Below are 16705 nucleotides of genomic sequence, written 5' to 3'. Positions count from 1 at the left end.
TAAAGGAGTTTTTGTGCCCGAATGCAATGATCTAAGCACTTATCGACTTGTTGATTGTTATTCCCTACAGGTATCCTTGCCGCCCTTGTCTTATATTGGAGTGCAGAGTTGTGCAATTGGTTGCTCTTTGTAGAGCTGGATTTGAAAAAGAGGTTGCCGCTGAGTTGACAGATGTTTGTGCTCAACGGGGGGTTGCGGGTTACGCCAAAGCGCAAAGTGACTCAGGCTATGTAGAATTTATCATACATAATCCAGATCAAGCACTGGCGCTATTAAGCGAGGTTAGGTTCGATCATTTAGTGTTTGTTCGTCACTGGTTTGTGACGAATGGTGTAATTGAAGAGTTGAATCCCGAAGATAGAGCCACCCCTTTGCATCAAGCGCTACAACAATTGATGTTGGAATTTAAGGTGAAAGCAATTGAATCGGTTGAACCGATTAATACGGACACCAATGACGGTAAAGCTTTGGCCAAGTTGGCGAAAGGCGTGGGCCGGCATATCCAGCTCGCCGTGCAACATAAAACTAAATCGTCGGCTGAATGTCGTGCGCAATTGGTGTTTCTCACGGGGCAATCGGCCTTCGTAGGCTTGTACCCCAAAAACAATAGTAGCCCATGGCCGGCAGGAATCGCGAGGCTCCGCTTGCCTCGACAAGCGCCTAGCCGAGCGACCTTAAAGCTAGAAGAGGCTTGGCATCATTTTGTGCCGGCTAAAGAATGGGATGTAAGGTTAGCGCCTAGCATGAAGGCTGTCGATTTGGGTGCGGCGCCGGGTGGCTGGACATGGCAATTAGTTAATCGAAGCATGTTTGTAGACGCCGTTGATAACGGCCCTATGGCCGATTCGTTAATGGAAACCGGGCAGGTCACGCATCATTTGTTGGATGGCTTTTTATACAAACCGAACAAGCCGGTAGATTGGTTGGTGTGTGATATTGCTGATAAGCCCTCTAGAACAGCAGGTATGATTGCCCGATGGGGAGAACAGCGCTGGTTTACCGAGGCTGTATTTAATTTAAAGTTGCCGATGAAACAGCGCTATCAAGAAGTGATGAAGTGTAAATCGTCTATAAGTGAGCGCCTGAAGGCTCAGGGCATCTCTCATCAGTTACGGTTTAAGCAGCTTTACCATGACCGGGAAGAAGTCACCGGTCATCTGAGGTTATTTCTGTAGCGGGCCGACTCGCTAGTTTTCTAGAACGCATACTTTTTCGGGTTGCTTAAGTATCGAATGGATAGGGCTAAGCAGTTCTTTGCGTTCTGCGCTGGTTGCCCAGCGGTGCCAGTCTTCTAAGGACTTCCATTTACAGAGCAAAAAACGGTGGTTTTCGTCCTGAATGTCGGCAAAGGCTTCACCTGAAATAAAACCAGGCACAATGTAGGTGCGCTGAAGTGCGATTTTTGCTTGCTCCATATAGGTGGCGAGCTGGTCTTCATGTAAATGGCGTTCGATTAAAATATGTACCATGGGGTTTAACCTTTTGATGCGATGTCGCTATATCGATAATATACCGCAGAACCTTGGGTTGAATATTGAAAGTAAGTCAATGAATTGTAAAAAACATTTTTGCGATTGTGAATTGCCTAGTAGACAATGTGCGCCAACGAAACAACGATTGGTGGAAATATGAGCGGCCCCGAGGTGCTAGTGGATGCTTGCGGGTTAACCTGCCCAGAACCGGTGATGATGTTACACAATGCCGTACGAGATGCCGCTACTGGCGATCTGATTAAGATCATTGCAACTGACCCGTCAACCGTTCGCGATATCACGCGTTTCTGTGATTTCCTCGGCCATCATTTAGACGCCCATGAAGAGAAGGAAGGCCAGTTTACTTTTTGGGTGAGAAAAGGCTAAGGGCTGGTCGTGCGAAGCGAGGGTGGTCAACGCTGGCCCGCAACGGCGTGAGAAAGAAAGCCTTAATACTGAGATATGTGCTTGAGCTAAATGGCAGCTTTTAAACGTGTCGTTATTACGCTTGAGATGAATCTTCAACCAAGAGCGAAATGGCGGCCATGGCCTCTGGGTCTTTAGATTTGATTTTATTCGCAATGTGATGTTGAAAAAAGTAGCGGAATCGCTCCTGTACTTGCGCAGGGTATAGGCAGCTATCGCCAGGCAGCACCGGTGTGCTCTCTACTTTTTTGTCATCTACGAGCATCGCGCAAACGGTCCCGTCGTAGAATAAACGCCAGCTCACCACTTCTTGTAGTGCTAGGCTATTTTCGTTCTCGGTTCGGTTTGCGAGTACCGCGTGGGTGCCAATAATATCGGGAATCTCTTGCACAACGTCATTGTCGTTCTCGCATTGAAGTTCGTAATACTCTGCGGCAGTCTCAAGTTCGACGATTTTATGAATGGGCGGCTCGAAAAATACCTCATCGATGCCTGGATCGTAGTAGCCTTCCCAAGCGCCGTTAAGCGGGTCTTCAATTTTAGGGCAAGGCACTAAATCGTCCAGCCATGGGACTAAACCGATAACATCGCCGTTAGCCAGTAAGCCCCAGCACAATATTTTTAAGCTGAAGAACTTATCTTCACTGGCTTCGTTAGAATAAAGCATCTCTAAGCCGTCTAACTCAGGGGAAAGTCGGATAATACGAGAGTCGCTGAGGGAGGATAAAGGCTTTCCCGAGAAGAGATCGATCACGTTATCTGAGTTGTGACCATCGATTGAGGTCTTCATAATACCACCTCCAGATTGAGATCCTAGAGAGCCGCCGTCAAGATCGACGTGCAGCCTAAGGGTGGACAAGACGATTGGGTAAACCATCACTGGCTACAGTATAGGTACTCCTTAGAGAACACAATAGCCGGCCGAACAATTATTTTCTGTTCGGTAATGTGAGCAGATGTGTGGTTTTACGTTAGTGTTGCGTTGAAATGTAGTTATCGCGGGTGCGGCTATTACGTACTGGAATTGTTAATAATAGAGAGTTAGTCGTCGTTGTGACCTATATGTATTCTTGTCAGCAGATAATAGAGGTTTTTAATCGAACGTTCTTAAGCTCCCATAATACTCGCTTAGTAGGGGGAGGGGAGGAACCGCTTTATTTACCTGCTCATTCTGGCGATAGCGCGCGTATTATTTTTAGGGCAGATTATTTCTCAAGTGCTTTGCACGAAATAAGCCATTGGTGTATCGCAGGAGAGGCGCGTCGATTACAGGAGGACTATGGCTACTGGTATGCGCCGGATGGCCGTACAGAACGGCAGCAAATAGAATTTGAACGTGTTGAAATTAAACCCCAAGCGCTAGAGTGGATATTAAACGTTGCGTGTGGCCACCCATTTGCTGTCAGCGCCGACAATCTTATGGCTGGGCTGGGAGCGTCGGTTACGTTTAAAAAAGCCATTAGCGATCAAGCAAAGCGGTATTGTGACAAAGGGTTGAATGTTCGAGCCAAAACGTTTGTGAAGGCACTTACGCACAGTTATAAAACGGCAAGCGTGTTAGATGCCTCGTTTTACACCGTATCGCGGCTATAACGTAGTGGCTAAAAGGGGTTAAATGAAATCAAATACTTCGCCGGTTTTATTGATAGACGCCTCAATCTATATTTTTAAATATTATTTCTCGATGCCGGATAATTGGTGGTCTGAAGACGGCTCCCCAACGGGGGCTGTTTATGGTTACTCTTATTGGTTGCTGCGTTTGTTGGAGGCCAATAGTCCGTCAAAAATGGCCGCTTGTTTCGATGAGAGCCTGGGAAGTTGTTTTCGGAATACGCTTTACCCCAATTACAAGTGCAGTCGAGCCTTGCCAGACGAATTGTTAGCGTTTCAGTTAAAAGCGTGTCAACGGGTTACAGAGTTGCTGGGCATTCCCAGCTATGTCTCCAGTACGCATGAGGCCGATGATTTGTTGGCAACGTTAGCGTCACGGTGTAGAGCGCAATCCTTGTCTGTAGGTGTTGTTACCCGTGATAAAGATCTCGCGCAATTGGTGCTGGGGAAAAGTGATTTTATGTGGGACGCCCCAGAGGGAGACCGATTGTATGCGTCAGATATTATTGAAACGTTAGGGGTGGCCCCAGCCCAAGTGGCTGATTATTTAGCGTTAGTGGGGGACGCCAGTGACGATATTCCGGGGGTGCCGGGAGTTGGCGCAAAGACTGCTTCAGCGTTGCTTCGTCATTACCCTAGTTGGCACGATATTAAGCAACACATGGCACATGTAGCCCAGCTACCTATTCGAGGAGCGGCAACACTCGCTCACAAGCTTGTCGAGTACGAGTCGCAAGTTGATATGGCTATTCAGTTGACGCGGGTGGTAACCAACGCGCCCCTAGGCCGACGTTTTTCATTATCGGTTAGCAAACCTAAAAAAAAGGCCCTCCAGCAGTTTGGTGAAACGATGGGTTTTGGCCCGCAATTTAATTCTTCAATTAATCGAGTATTTCCAACGTTATGAAAATTATTGCCGATGAAAACATTCCACTTGTATACGAACTTTTCGGCTCATTAGGCGAAATTGTGACATTACCAGGGCGTAATATTAGCCCCGAAGATGTGAAGCATGCCGATGCACTACTCGTGCGTTCTGTTACTCAAGTAAATGAAACCTTATTGCAAGGCAGCCAAGTAAAGTTTGTGGGTACCTGCACCATAGGTACGGATCATCTCGACAAGGAATACCTTGATAAGCAGTCAATTTCTTACAGCAGTGCCCCCGGTTGTAACGCGTACGGTGTAGTGCAGTACGTTTTTGCGGCGTTGGCGCATTTGAACAAACTCGATAAAACGCTAAAAATAGGTGTTATTGGCTGTGGAAATGTTGGGGGGCGTCTCTATCGCGCGCTTATTAAGGCTGGTTTTAGTTGTGTTTGTTACGATCCGTTTTTAACGCAGAATGAAATCCCTGATTTGCAACCTTGGGAATCGTTATACGAATGCGACGTAATTTGCACCCACACACCTTTAACTACCGATGGCCCTCATCCTTCGTGGCACATGATGAGTACCGAGTTTTTTAATCACATGAAACCGGGTGCCTTATTGCTAAATGCGGGCAGAGGAGCGGTTATTGATAATGATGCCCTGCTTCAGTACTTTCGCCAAGGCAATCAAAATAAGCTTAGCGTTGTGTTAGATGTGTGGGAGCCAGAGCCAGATCTAGATACGGCACTATTGGAGTATGTGTGCTTGGCGAGCCCTCATATTGCGGGTTATAGCTATGAAGGTAAAACGAATGGATCGTTAATGATTTTTGAAGCGCTATCGACTTTTTTACAACATCCAGAGAACGACATAAAAGACCGAATGCTGGACGTGAAAACAAAAGCCTATGGCGATACAGTGCCGCTTACCGCCGATTCAGTACGAGAAATGATACTGAAAACGTACCCCATAGTAGACGATGATGCTCGTTTGCGCGCGGTGAAAGATACGGTCGCCACAGAATTTGATTTATTAAGAAAGCATTACCCTAAAAGGCGAGAATTTAGCCATTATAGTGTGATCGACCCCGCCGATGACTGGTTGGATTTTTACGAGGCGTTGGGTTTTAAAATACAGATGACCGCATAAGATGAACGCATCGTCGACCAAAACAATTGTTATCGGGTTTATTGTTAACCCAATGGCCGGTGTTGGTGGCCCTGCAGGCAACAAAGGTAGCGATGACATTGCCATACAAAATCGCGCGCGACGTGGCGAAATTGCATTGCGTGCTCCGGCTCGGGCCGAGCAATTTTTGGCGCAGCTCACGGCTTTGTTAGCGAGCAGTATTCCTGATATTCCAGCATTCGAGTTTTTAGTGGCTCCCAGCACAATGGGTGAAGCCTATTGCGCCAGCATGTGTTTTTCTTATCGTGTTACGGATATTGCGCTTCAGCGAATTACAAATGCCCACGATACCCAGACCCAAGCGCGTTTCATGTTAGACAAAAAAATTGATTTGCTGATCTTTGTGGGCGGTGATGGTACTGCGCGTGATATTTGCCGCGCGGTAGGCATGGAGGTTCCCGTTCTTGGTATCCCGTCGGGAGTAAAAATGCATTCAGGTGTTTTTGCTATCGCACCGGAACCTGCTGCCGACATAGTGGCGAAACTGCTGTTAGCTGATTTGATCACGGTGAGTAAGCAAGAAGTGCGTGATATTGATGAGTGTGCTTTTCGCGAAGGGCGAGTACGCAGCCAGCATTTCGGTGAAATGTTAGTGCCTAGCGAAAACCATTTTGTACAGCAAGTGAAACAAGGTGGTTTAGAAGTGGAAGAATTAGTGTTAATGGACATGGCCGCGGAAATTCGAGAACGTATAGAGCTTTTAGGTAAGCCTACTCGCATCATTTTTGGGCCGGGTTCGACTACACAATTTATCCAACAAGAATTTGCATTACCCTCGACATTATTAGGCGTGGATGTCGTGCGCTATTGCCCCGACAATGGATTCAGTTCGGAGCAAGAAGATGTTTCTGCGAGTGAGTTAGAGCAACTTGTGGATGACAATAATACAGTCGTGCGACTTGTTGTAACCGCCATCGGCGGGCAGGGGCATGTTTTTGGTCGAGGTAATCAACAGTTGTCTCCTGCAGTGCTTAGGCGTGTTGGTAAAGAGAATACATGGGTAGTGGCCACAAAAACTAAATTAGAAAACTTGAAACGTAGGCCGCTACTTATGGATTCCGGTGATCCTGTACTCGATGCTGAATGGAGCGGTTTTGTGTCGGTGCTTTGTGGGTTCCAAGATTCCGTTCTTTACCCTTTTGGCTGGCAATATAATCTTTCCAACGACAAGCAATCATCGACTATGACCAACGAGACTACAGTATTGCTCCAAAAAATTATCGATGAATGCCAGAAAAATATCGCCGGTGTTAGAGAAACAGGAGACAGTAAGCGGCTGTTCCATGGGCGCGGAGGGCGATGGCCAGGGTTAGAGTATTGTGTCATCGACTATATTCGGCCGTGCTTGCTCGTGACATTGTTTCGTCAGCCGCCAGAAGGGTTTGTTAGCGCCTTGTTAGAGTGTTTAGAGAAAATAGTCTTTTCGCAAGATGCAACGCTAACCTGCCTCTTGGTTCAGTGCCGTTACCTCGAAGCCTCTCCCATCACGAGTGAGGTGGGCGAATTACCGCAAGCGTGGAATGCTAAACGAAAAAATCTGACGTTCGGGCTTTCGGCGACACAGCAAAATATTGGTTTTTTTCTAGATATAGAACCTGTTCGGGAGTGGCTAGAAAAAAATTGTAAGCAAAAGACGGTGCTCAATCTTTTTGCCTATACCTGTGCTTTTTCTGTGGTGGCAATGGCCGCTGGCGCGAAAGCGGTAACCAATATTGATATGAGTAGCCGTTCGCTCTCCATTGGCCGGGATAGTCATCGCGCCAATAATTTAGATGTGAGGGCGGTGACGTTTTTACCTCATAACATTTTTAAATCTTGGGGGAAACTACGCAAAAACGGCCCGTATGATATCGTCATTGTTGATCCTCCCAGCTTTCAGAAAGGTAGTTTTGTCGCACAAAAAGATTATGCGAAAGTGTTACGAAAAATGGCGTCTCTGGTGTCGGATAACGGTGTTTTTCTTGCGTGTCTGAATGCTCCTGAAGTTGCGGCGAGTGAGTTTAAACAACTGATAAATGCTGAGTGTGAAGAGTTTGTTTTTACGGAGCGCCTAGAATCTAAGCCCGAATTTTTAGACTGTGACCCTGAAAAATCGTTGAAAATGATGGTGTACCGTAGGAAAGACTCTGAGAGCTAAACAACGGGTTTATCGTGTATGCTGAGTTTTAATCCTCACCCAGCGTGTTAGCGAATACGTTGGGTGAGGGCATAGTACTCTCGGGCTTTTTCGATGGGGAGAGGTTTAGCTAAACCATAACCTTGCCCATAATGAATGGCCATTGCCTGTAATTCGCTTCTCACTTGTTCATTCTCTACGTATTCTGCAATAGTTTTAATGCCAAGCTCTTGGCTAATTAAACTCATCGCTTTTACCATTGCTTGCCCAAGCTTGTCGTTGGTGATGTCGCGAATAAAAGATCCGTCGATTTTAATGTAATCAACATCCAGGTTTTTGAGATAACTGAAAGATGAAAAGCCTGTACCAAAGTCGTCGAGTGCAAACCGACAACCGAAAGCTTTCAGTTCTTGTATAAAGTCAATCACTTCGGAAAGGTTGTGTATGGCACTTGTCTCCGTAATCTCGAAACAAATTTTTGTAGGTGCAAAATCCGCCGTCATAACGAGCTGTTTAATGGCTAAGCGAGATTGATGGCTTGAAAGCGATTGAGAACTTAAATTGATAGAGCAGCACGACAGCTGTTGTGTATGGGTTGGGTTGCGATGAAGGAAATCTAAGGTTGTCGTCAATACCCATAAATCAATTTGATTGGTAAGGCCGAATCGTTCCGCCGCAGGTAGAAATGCGTCGGGAGAAATATGGGTGCCGTCATCATCAACGTATCTTAGCAATACTTCGTAGTGAATATACCCTGTTTGAGTTGTATCTAACGAAAGTATGGGTTGAAAGTACAGTTCAAATCTATCTCGCATTAGGGCGGTTTGTAGGCGCGTAACCCACAGCATTTCGTTGCGGTTTGAATGGGTTTTTTCTGCGGCATCTTCGTGTAGTACTACCTTATTACGACCAGACTGCTTGGCTAAATAACAGGCTGCGTCGGCGTAAGCTAGAATGTCGCCAAAGGTATGAGTCGTGCGAGAATTGAGTGCTACGCCAATGCTTACCGTGTGCCTGAAGGTGACGTCTCGCCACTGAAAAGAAAAGTCTTCGGCGGTATTACGTACGAGTTCTGCTAGCTCTATGGCTTGCTGTTCTGTGGAGGCTAGCTTAACGAGCGCAAACTCATCACCCCCGATACGGGCAAAAAAATCGAATTGTTGGTTGTGGATATTGATTTGCTGAACAAGCGCGCGAATAAATTCATCGCCAGCATTATGCCCGCTAGTGTCGTTTATAATTTTGAGTTGGTCGACATCAATATAGATGAGTGCCGTTAAATTCGATGGATTGGTCTCGGTGAGGAGAGCATTCCTCATGAATGTCTCGAGCGTCCGGCGGTTATAGAGGCCCGTAAGGTCGTCGTGCTTGGCTTGATACGATAGGCTTTCGGCCAGTTTTTTTGATTCTGTAATATCCTGACAGACAAGCAGTAAATGATTGTTCCCTTCTTCCAAAATCATGTTTGCCGTTACTTTTACCCATATTTTATGAGTGTCGTTTTTGACTAACCGAATTTCTGTCTCTGTTTTTCCTGTGGGATGCCGAAGCCCAAAATCAACAAAATCTTGTTGTTTGTTGGCGTCTTCGTTTGAGACCACTTTTGAAAATGGCTGCCCTACAAGCGAGACTACATCGTAGCCAAGAGAGTGAGCGCCATACATATTAATATCGGCAATACGGTGTAAATTGTCGAGCGTTAGAAAGAGGGTAGGGCTTTTGTCGAATAATGTGTGAAACTTCTTTTCGCTTTGAAGTAGCGCCGTGCGCGAAATTTGTTGGTCTTCTAAAACCTGACGAAGCGTAATGTTATTGATTTCTAACTCTTGATTGCGGCTTGCGACTGTTCGAGCTAATTCATCGTTGGAGGACGCAAGCTGCCGTTGGGCTTTTTCGAGTTGAGTAAAGCGCAGTGTCGATTTTGGGATAACGCGATTTATCAATACCTCAAGCCCTAAGAAAATCAGCAATGAACCCACGCCTATACATAACGGTAACCAAGAGCCCAGATTGGCGGCGACCTCGCGCGAGAGAGGGAGCCATGGAATAAGATTAGCGGTTAACAAATGGAGTACTGCACCACATGCCAATAGCACTACGCCATTGCTGAGCAGGGCGAAGGCGCGAATAATTTTGTACGTGTTGAGTTCTTTGCGTCGCTGAATGAAGAGTGCTGTTAATACCGCCGCCACCAAAATCAGTGTGAGGTCGGTAATAAGCATTAGGTTGCCGGGTAAAGCGGGCATAAGTTAACCTGATTTAAGGTGTCTTAGAGTAGGCTGCTGGGGGTGTAGTCAGCATGGCGTACAGTATTCACGTGTTCTGCTGCGCGCGCCTAGAAAGAGGATCAACTAAACGGCATATTTGTAGAAAATCGTGACATATCTTTGCCTTGTTAGACAAGAAAAAGAGTGTAATTGATTTGTGTGAAATTGGTGCGTGCGAGCATATTTTACGAAAACTGACGTGATTCACTCATAAAGCGTAGCATCAGTTGCGAGAGTTGGTCAGAGCTGCCAGATTTCAACGTTTGTCGCAGCGTATCGATACGCCTTGGCAGTTGATGGGGGAGAGGGCTACCAAGCTGTTTTTCGGTTAACGTTTGATACGCCGTTGTGTCTGGCCCACTTAAGTAGGTAAACCCTCTGTGAGAGAGTGTTGCGTCTTCTATCGCTTCTTGACGAATGGGTTGGCTGTATTGAATATAATCCGTTTCGGCTAGCCATTGTAACGCATGAAACCCCGCAAGAAAGCGGGGGTTATGTAAACCGAATTCGTCGGGCGTATCTGGTCCTGCTATATCTTCTACATATACAATTAGTTTTTGGGGGAACTTTTTGTAAAGTAGGGACAGTGTCTTGGCAGCATCCCGACAAAAGTCATCAATATGAATATCTGCCACGTGTCCGCCTATCGTTTATATGACTCAAGAAAATTGCCAAACCGTTGTATTGCTTTTTTCAAGTCTTCTGGTTGAGGGAGAAATACAATACGGAAGTGACTACCATTTGGCCAGTTAAACGCCGACCCTTGAACGAGTAGAATTTTTTCTTTTACTAAAAAATCGAGGATAAGTTGCTGATCATCTTTATAGGCGTAAACTTCGCGGTCTATTTTGGGAAAGAGGTAAATAGCCCCTTTGGGCACAACACAGCTTATGCCGGGAATTTTAGCCAGCTCGGCTATGGCGATATCACGTTGCTCTCGCAAGCGGCCTCCAGGTAGTATTAATTCGTTAATACTTTGGTAGCCGCCTAGCGCTGTTTGAACCGCGTACATAGCGGGCGCATTGGCGCAAAGGCGCATAGATGCGAGCATCTCGATACCTTTCATAAACGCTTGTGCGCGGTGTTTGGCGCCACTTAATACCAGCCAGCCAGAACGAAAGCCTGCAAGCCTGTAAGACTTGGAGAGGCCATTAAATGACACACAGACCACATCGTGAGCCAAGCGCCCTATAGGCGTAAACTGCGCATCGTCGTAAATTATTTTGCTGTAAATTTCATCGGCAAAAATAACAAGGTCGTGCTCGCGTGCTAACGCAATAATTTGTTCTAGCAATTCGCGGCTGTAGACGGCCCCAGTAGGGTTATTGGGGTTGATAACGACAATAGCCCGCGTTCGTTTGGTGATTTTACTGCGGATATCGTTAATGTCTGGAAACCAGTCGGCTTGCTCGTCGCAGGTATAATGTACGGCCTTGCCGCCGGCGAGGCGCACTGCGGCGGTCCATAGGGGGTAGTCTGGTGATGGTATAAGTACTTCATCGCCATCATTCAGGAGTGCTTGGTTGGCCATTACGATAAGTTCGCTAACACCATTACCGAGAAAAATATCGCTTATATCGACGTTAGGGATTTGTAGTCGCTGACACTCCTGCATCACGGCTTTGCGTGCAGAGAATAAACCACGAGATTCGGTATAGCCTTGGGCGTTGCGAATATTGCGAATAACATCGGCAATAATTTCGTCGGGTGCGTCAAAGCCAAAAGGTGCAGGGTTGCCTATATTCAGCTTGACGATCTTGTGCCCTTCCTCTTCCAACCGAACAGCATGGTCGAGAACTGGCCCACGTATGTCGTAACATACGCCTTCGAGTTTGGTGGATTTTTTTAGCGGTTGCATTTTAGGATGTGATCTCACTTTTATGCCCAAGTGTGCGAATTAAACTTAAGGAGCGATTATGTCAGAACAAAAGAAAAATGACGATGATTTGTGGCGTGGAAAGCTCACGCCAGAGGAATACCGTATTTGTAGGCAAAAGGGCACGGAGCCGGCATTTTCTGGTGAGTATTGGGATACCACTACAGAGGGGCTTTACCAGTGTAAATGTTGCGGTGAACCGTTGTTTAATTCCGCCGCTAAATTTGATTCTGGGTGCGGGTGGCCCAGTTTTTTTCAGCCGCTCGAGCGCTCTGGTATTCAGGAAGTCATGGATCGTTCACATGGAATGGTGCGCACAGAAGTTACCTGTAATTCGTGCGGTTGCCATCTGGGCCATGTTTTTACTGATGGTCCTCAGCCTACGGGTTTACGTTATTGCGTGAATTCAGCATCTGTTCTATTTATTGAGGCCTAATCCTCTAGGGCGCAGCTGCGCTGGAGTTTAGTAATGCAATACGGTATCAACGCTTGTTTTGGGGGCAGTAATGATTGAATTTGATCAGCTATATCAAACCGCTATTTTGCATAAGGGCGGCGAACACCGAGTGGCTGAATACTTGCCTCATATCCAGACGCACGCGGACTTGTGCGCGCAGCCGAATGCTTATTACTTATCCCGTATGTCACTTAGAATTTTTCGTGCAGGATTAAAGCACGAGATGGTTGACCGCAAATGGCCGGCCTTTGAAACGGCATTTCGAGGTTTTGACCCTTTTTCGTGTGCAATGTTAAGTGATGAGGATATTGAAGGGTTGATGACCAATAAAGCCATAATACGGCACCTGGGAAAAATTAAGTCCGTGCGACGAAACGGGCTTTTTGTGCGAAACCTTGCCGATGAATATGGCAGTTTTGGTCAATGGTTGGCCGATTGGCCCGCCGACGATATTGTGGGCTTATGGTTGTACCTTAAAAAACAAGGGGCACAACTGGGGGGGATGTCAGGGCCCTATTTTTTGCGAATGGTAGGCAAAGATACCTTTTTGCTGACACGCGATGTAGTGGCAGTTTTGGTTGCTCAAGGGGTGGTGGATAAAGTGCCAACCTCCCAGAAAGACCTCCGGTTAGTCGAGGCGGCCTTTCTGGAGTGGCAACAGCAAAGTAAGCGTAGTTTTGCAGCAATCAGTCGAATTATCTCAATGACCACTGCAGCCCTTTAGTGTGGAGCGTTTAATGCGGCGTAAAATTTAGTCGTAAATGTTCTTTTTCTTCCATTCGGAATTGTCTTCCCCGAACTTATCCCATTCGTCGGCAATTTCTTCTTGTTCGATTTGCTCGTCCTCGCCGGCAGCTTCTTTTTCATTTTCTTTGGCGAGCTGCTCTATTAGCGCGGTGTGAATAGCTTTGAGTTTGGCGACACGGTCTTCTATTTTGCCCGCCTTGCCTTCGCGTATCAGTAATTTAACCGCTAAATCGTAATAGTGAGCGGCAAGCTTTATTTTACCGCCCTGCTGAGCAAGGCGACCTTGAAGGGCATAGCCATCAACGGTCAGCTGTAGGGCTAGCTGTTTGATTTGGTTACGATAGGTATCGGCTTGATTGCGGCTTAAGCCATTTTTGTTCTCAAGTTGTAGAACAAAGCGGTGTAGCTCTTCGAGGCATATTTTAACCTCTTTGATTTGCTGCGGGCTTTCGAGCGTTACGGGTGAGGCGGGTTTCGTGTGACGTTGCGTCTCGGCAAGCAGAGCCGAAATCGATTGTAAATCTTGCATATGGGTGGTGTCTTTTGGCTCAAGCCGAGTAAGCTGTTCGCATAACTCTATGAGACTACGCTGCACCAGTAGAGTGAGTTCTCGTGGTAGAAAGCCCTCGGGAAAGCCGTTAAGGATGAACTTAAAGCTACGAGAGCGTGATTTTAACGCCGCTAGCAGCCTATTACGCTGTTCGCGCTTCTGCTTTACCGTTTGCGCGACAAACGCGTAGCAGACGAGCACTGAGAGCAGCACAATGATTGTGGCGATGACACTAACGGTTGACATAAGTGTATTTGCGCTACCGGTTATTGGGGAAGAAGCCTCTTTAAAGGCTAGTTGCACAATGAGGGGATTGCAAATAGCCTTAGCGGTTGTTTTTTGTGCAAGCTATTGTTTTCGAATGCTTTTTCCTGAGTGGGTGTATCGTTGAATGGGTGATATTCAAACTAAGTATTCGCTTAATGTTCATTCTGGTGATACAACGAGCAGCCTAGAGGGTTAAGTGAAATGTTTTTGAAATATCGTCATTAAAAGTGTTGACAGGTTCGGGCTCTCTCAATAGAATGCGCGCTCTTCCGAAATGACGAGCACGTCAGATCAGTGATGATCAATGTGTCCCCATCGTCTAGAGGCCTAGGACACCGCCCTTTCACGGCGGTAACAGGGGTTCGAATCCCCTTGGGGACGCCACGCGGGAATAGCTCAGTTGGTAGAGCACAACCTTGCCAAGGTTGGGGTCGCGAGTTCGAGTCTCGTTTCCCGCTCCAATTTTCGGAAGTTCGGCCACAATACTCTTGAGTATTGGCATTTAAAAAAAGCGCAGCCTTCGGGTTGCGCTTTTTTTTTGCCGAGAATATTACTGTACCCCAATAGCCGCAGCATAGACGGCCTTGGGGTGCTTGCTAGGGGGCTTTAAACAGCTTTCTAACGCCGAATAGAGCGGTTCGCAAGGAAGCGTAAGTGTGAGGGTTGTCGGAAGTGGCAGTGTTGTCGTGGAAGGCTTCCTCCAGTTGTTGAAATTTTTCGATTTCCTCCTCGCCTAGAAAGTGCATGCAGTCTCCACCGAAAAACCAGAATAGGTCTCGCGGTATTTCGGGCGTAATATGGGGGTAGCGCATGATAACGTTGCTGACGAGCCACTGGCCGAGAGGAACACCATCCTCTTGTGCGTTCAGGTCTGAGGCTAGTGCATTGAGGCGGGTCACAAATAATGCGTTATCTGGGTCTATAATGCCGGTTTCAGTAGAATTGAAGGGGGGCAGAGTTTTGATTTTAGCCTGTAGCTCGATAACGAGTTGCTGATGGAAATCACGATACTCTGCACCTAATACATCACTCATGGAGTTATTACCTAATAATGTCTGAAGCGAATACATACAATCACACAACGTCAGCGGTACGAGCGGACGTTTTGGCGTTAGATATTCACGGATTGAAAAAAACCTATGGCGAGTCTTTTGAAGCTCTTAAAGGTATAGATCTACGCGTGGAACGAGGCGATTTTTTCGCCTTATTGGGCCCCAACGGCGCGGGCAAGTCTACCACTATTGGGGTGCTCTGTTCTCTGATTAGAAAAACCTCGGGCCACGTGTCTATTTTTGGTCACGATATTGATAAAGACTTTTCGGGTGCAAAACAGCACCTCGGTTTAGTGCCTCAAGAATTCAATTTTAATATGTTCGAAAAAGTTGAAGATATTGTCATGAATCAGGCCGGTTACTATGGGTTGCCTCGCTCCATTGCGGCTGAGCGCGCGCAGCGTTATTTAAAACGGTTAGGCTTGTGGGATAAACGACAGCAGGCGGCCAAAGCGCTTAGTGGTGGAATGAAACGGCGCCTGATGATAGCGCGTGCGCTTGTGCATGAACCGCAGTTGCTTATTTTAGATGAGCCTACGGCGGGCGTTGATATAGAGTTGCGCCGCAGCATGTGGGAGTTCTTGCAGGAAATAAACGAAGCGGGAACAACCATTATATTAACGACACACTATTTGGAAGAAGCTGAAAGCTTGTGTCGTAATATAGCGATTATTAATCAAGGTGAAATTATTGAAAATACGAGCGTAAAAACGTTGTTAAAACAGCTGAATAAAGAAACGTTTGTATTGGACATTAAAAACCCGCTATCGCAAGCCCCTGTGGTAGAGGGTTACAACCTAACGCAAACAGATGAAACAACGTTAGAAGCGGCCGTAGAAAGTGGACGCTCCTTGAATGAAATGTTTACACAATTATCCGCTAAGGGGGTGGATGTGATTAGTTTGCGGAATAAGGTGAATAGGCTAGAAGAGTTGTTCGTGGAGCTTGTGGCGTCTAGCGACGGCAACAAAAAAGGGGTAAGAGCAGAATGAAAGCGTCACAACAATTAATTGCCTATCAAACCATTGTGACAAAAGAAATTCGGCGTTTCACTCGGATATGGGTGCAAACACTTATCCCGCCGGTGATTACAATGGCATTGTATTTCGTTATCTTTGGTAACCTTATTGGTTCCCGCATTGGCCCTATGGGCGGGTTTGACTACATGTCGTTCGTCGTACCGGGCCTTATCATGATGGCGGTTATTAACAATTCGTATTCGAATGTGGTGTCATCGTTTTATTCAGCGAAATTTACCAAAAGTATCGAAGAGCTTCAGGTAAGCCCCACTCCCAACTATATAATACTGGCGGGGTATGTGTCGGGTGGAGCGCTAAGAGGCTTGGCGGTAGGCGCCATTGTTACGGTAGTGTCTCTTTTCTTTACTGATTTATCGATTCATAGCCTTCCCATCACGATTTCCGTTATCTTTTTAACGGCAATATTATTTTCAATCGCTGGTATGATTAATGCCATTTTTGCCAACTCTTTCGATGATATTTCGGTCATTCCTACGTTTGTGCTAACACCCATGACCTATTTGGGCGGCGTATTTTATTCAATGAGTTTGTTGCCCGAATTCTGGCAAGGCGTTTCTAAACTGAACCCCATTTTGTATATGGTGAATGCTTTTCGCTACGGAATTTTAGGTGTATCGGATGTTAGTATCACGGGTGCTTTTTTGGGTATCATCGCATTTTTGCTGGTTTTGTTAGCGTACTGCCTGTATTTGTTGGAGTACGGGAAAAGATTGCGTAACTAAATTGCTTAGCTAATAAGCCGTTCTATGCTTAAGTAGTTTCT

Annotated in this window: 17 protein-coding genes and 2 tRNA genes; 12 read left to right on the top strand and 7 right to left on the bottom strand. The window is 46.5% G+C overall.

Features of this window, described 5'->3' with window-relative positions:
- The first annotated feature begins 110 nt into the window (after positions 1-110).
- Positions 111-1175, top strand: a complete 1065-nt coding sequence (gene rlmM, locus H5647_RS18650) for a 23S rRNA (cytidine(2498)-2'-O)-methyltransferase RlmM (protein ID WP_045860558.1) — start codon at positions 111-113, stop codon at positions 1173-1175.
- Positions 1176-1187: 12 nt separating this feature from the next.
- Here the strand turns inward: rlmM and H5647_RS18645 are convergent, their stop codons facing one another.
- Positions 1188-1469 (bottom strand): antibiotic biosynthesis monooxygenase family protein, encoded by a 282-nt coding sequence (locus H5647_RS18645; protein WP_045860557.1) that lies wholly within the window; start codon positions 1467-1469, stop codon positions 1188-1190.
- A gap of 159 nt (positions 1470-1628) precedes the next feature.
- Between H5647_RS18645 and tusA the strand changes: the two genes are divergently transcribed.
- Complete coding sequence (tusA, locus tag H5647_RS18640) at positions 1629-1859, top strand: sulfurtransferase TusA (RefSeq protein WP_045860556.1); 231 nt, start codon at positions 1629-1631, stop codon at positions 1857-1859.
- Positions 1860-1974: 115 nt separating this feature from the next.
- Here tusA and H5647_RS18635 read toward each other — a convergent pair whose 3' ends face one another.
- Positions 1975-2688 carry a hypothetical protein gene (locus H5647_RS18635; RefSeq protein ID WP_045860555.1) on the bottom strand — a complete coding sequence of 238 codons (714 nt, stop codon included), beginning with the start codon at positions 2686-2688 and terminating at the stop codon, positions 1975-1977.
- Positions 2689-2960: 272 nt separating this feature from the next.
- Between H5647_RS18635 and H5647_RS18630 the strand changes: the two genes are divergently transcribed.
- The 4 genes from H5647_RS18630 to H5647_RS18615 are packed head-to-tail and all read left to right on the top strand — an operon-like array spanning position 2961 to position 7707.
- Positions 2961-3491: an elongation factor P hydroxylase gene (locus tag H5647_RS18630; protein ID WP_045860554.1), complete on the top strand. Its 531-nt coding sequence runs from the start codon at positions 2961-2963 to the stop codon at positions 3489-3491.
- Positions 3492-3513: 22 nt separating this feature from the next.
- Positions 3514-4416, top strand: coding sequence for a 5'-3' exonuclease (locus tag H5647_RS18625; RefSeq protein ID WP_045860553.1), 903 nt, complete (start codon positions 3514-3516; stop codon positions 4414-4416).
- Complete coding sequence (locus tag H5647_RS18620) at positions 4413-5531, top strand: 4-phosphoerythronate dehydrogenase (protein WP_045860552.1); 1119 nt, start codon at positions 4413-4415, stop codon at positions 5529-5531. The genes H5647_RS18625 and H5647_RS18620 overlap by 4 nt, the downstream gene beginning before the upstream one ends.
- A 1-nt stretch (position 5532) precedes the next feature.
- Complete coding sequence (locus tag H5647_RS18615) at positions 5533-7707, top strand: class I SAM-dependent methyltransferase (RefSeq protein WP_045860551.1); 2175 nt, start codon at positions 5533-5535, stop codon at positions 7705-7707.
- Between the two features lie 47 nt (positions 7708-7754).
- On the opposite strand, the gene H5647_RS18610 is transcribed toward H5647_RS18615, so the two are convergent.
- The 3 genes from H5647_RS18610 to H5647_RS18600 all read right to left on the bottom strand — a co-directional run bounded on the left by H5647_RS18610 (position 7755) and on the right by H5647_RS18600 (position 11811).
- The gene (locus tag H5647_RS18610; RefSeq protein WP_045860550.1) at positions 7755-9932 is read right to left on the bottom strand and encodes a putative bifunctional diguanylate cyclase/phosphodiesterase; all 2178 of its coding nucleotides are present in this window, start codon (positions 9930-9932) and stop codon (positions 7755-7757) included.
- A 206-nt stretch (positions 9933-10138) separates the two neighbouring features.
- Positions 10139-10588: a hypothetical protein gene (locus H5647_RS18605; RefSeq protein ID WP_045860549.1), complete on the bottom strand. Its 450-nt coding sequence runs from the start codon at positions 10586-10588 to the stop codon at positions 10139-10141.
- Positions 10589-10596: 8 nt separating this feature from the next.
- A complete protein-coding gene (locus H5647_RS18600) occupies positions 10597-11811 on the bottom strand; it encodes a pyridoxal phosphate-dependent aminotransferase (protein WP_045860548.1) in 1215 nt (404 codons plus the stop codon).
- A 58-nt stretch (positions 11812-11869) separates the two neighbouring features.
- Between H5647_RS18600 and msrB the strand changes: the two genes are divergently transcribed.
- Together msrB and H5647_RS18590 are read left to right on the top strand one after the other, a co-directional pair.
- Positions 11870-12265: a peptide-methionine (R)-S-oxide reductase MsrB gene (gene msrB, locus H5647_RS18595; protein WP_045860547.1), complete on the top strand. Its 396-nt coding sequence runs from the start codon at positions 11870-11872 to the stop codon at positions 12263-12265.
- 70 nt (positions 12266-12335) lie between these two features.
- Positions 12336-13010, top strand: coding sequence for a DNA-3-methyladenine glycosylase I (locus H5647_RS18590; RefSeq protein ID WP_045860546.1), 675 nt, complete (start codon positions 12336-12338; stop codon positions 13008-13010).
- Positions 13011-13037: 27 nt separating this feature from the next.
- Here the strand turns inward: H5647_RS18590 and H5647_RS18585 are convergent, their stop codons facing one another.
- Positions 13038-13829 carry a hypothetical protein gene (locus H5647_RS18585; protein ID WP_045861536.1) on the bottom strand — a complete coding sequence of 264 codons (792 nt, stop codon included), beginning with the start codon at positions 13827-13829 and terminating at the stop codon, positions 13038-13040.
- A gap of 329 nt (positions 13830-14158) precedes the next feature.
- Between H5647_RS18585 and H5647_RS18580 the strand changes: the two genes are divergently transcribed.
- A tRNA-Glu gene (locus tag H5647_RS18580) sits at positions 14159-14234 on the top strand.
- Position 14235: 1 nt separating this feature from the next.
- Positions 14236-14311 (top strand) — tRNA-Gly (locus tag H5647_RS18575).
- A 135-nt stretch (positions 14312-14446) separates the two neighbouring features.
- Here the strand turns inward: H5647_RS18575 and H5647_RS18570 are convergent.
- Positions 14447-14884 (bottom strand): PA2817 family protein, encoded by a 438-nt coding sequence (locus tag H5647_RS18570; RefSeq protein ID WP_052692189.1) that lies wholly within the window; start codon positions 14882-14884, stop codon positions 14447-14449.
- 17 nt (positions 14885-14901) lie between these two features.
- Between H5647_RS18570 and H5647_RS18565 the strand changes: the two genes are divergently transcribed.
- Together H5647_RS18565 and H5647_RS18560 are read left to right on the top strand one after the other, a co-directional pair.
- Positions 14902-15894, top strand: a complete 993-nt coding sequence (locus tag H5647_RS18565) for an ABC transporter ATP-binding protein (protein WP_045860545.1) — start codon at positions 14902-14904, stop codon at positions 15892-15894.
- Positions 15891-16664, top strand: coding sequence for an ABC transporter permease (locus H5647_RS18560; protein WP_045860544.1), 774 nt, complete (start codon positions 15891-15893; stop codon positions 16662-16664). Before H5647_RS18565 ends, H5647_RS18560 begins: the two co-directional genes overlap by 4 nt.
- Positions 16665-16705 lie beyond the last annotated feature (41 nt).

It is taken from the genome of Teredinibacter purpureus, assembly GCF_014217335.1.
In the GTDB taxonomy this organism is placed as follows: domain Bacteria; phylum Pseudomonadota; class Gammaproteobacteria; order Pseudomonadales; family Cellvibrionaceae; genus Teredinibacter; species Teredinibacter purpureus.
This window is presented reverse-complemented; position numbering and strand designations above follow the sequence as displayed.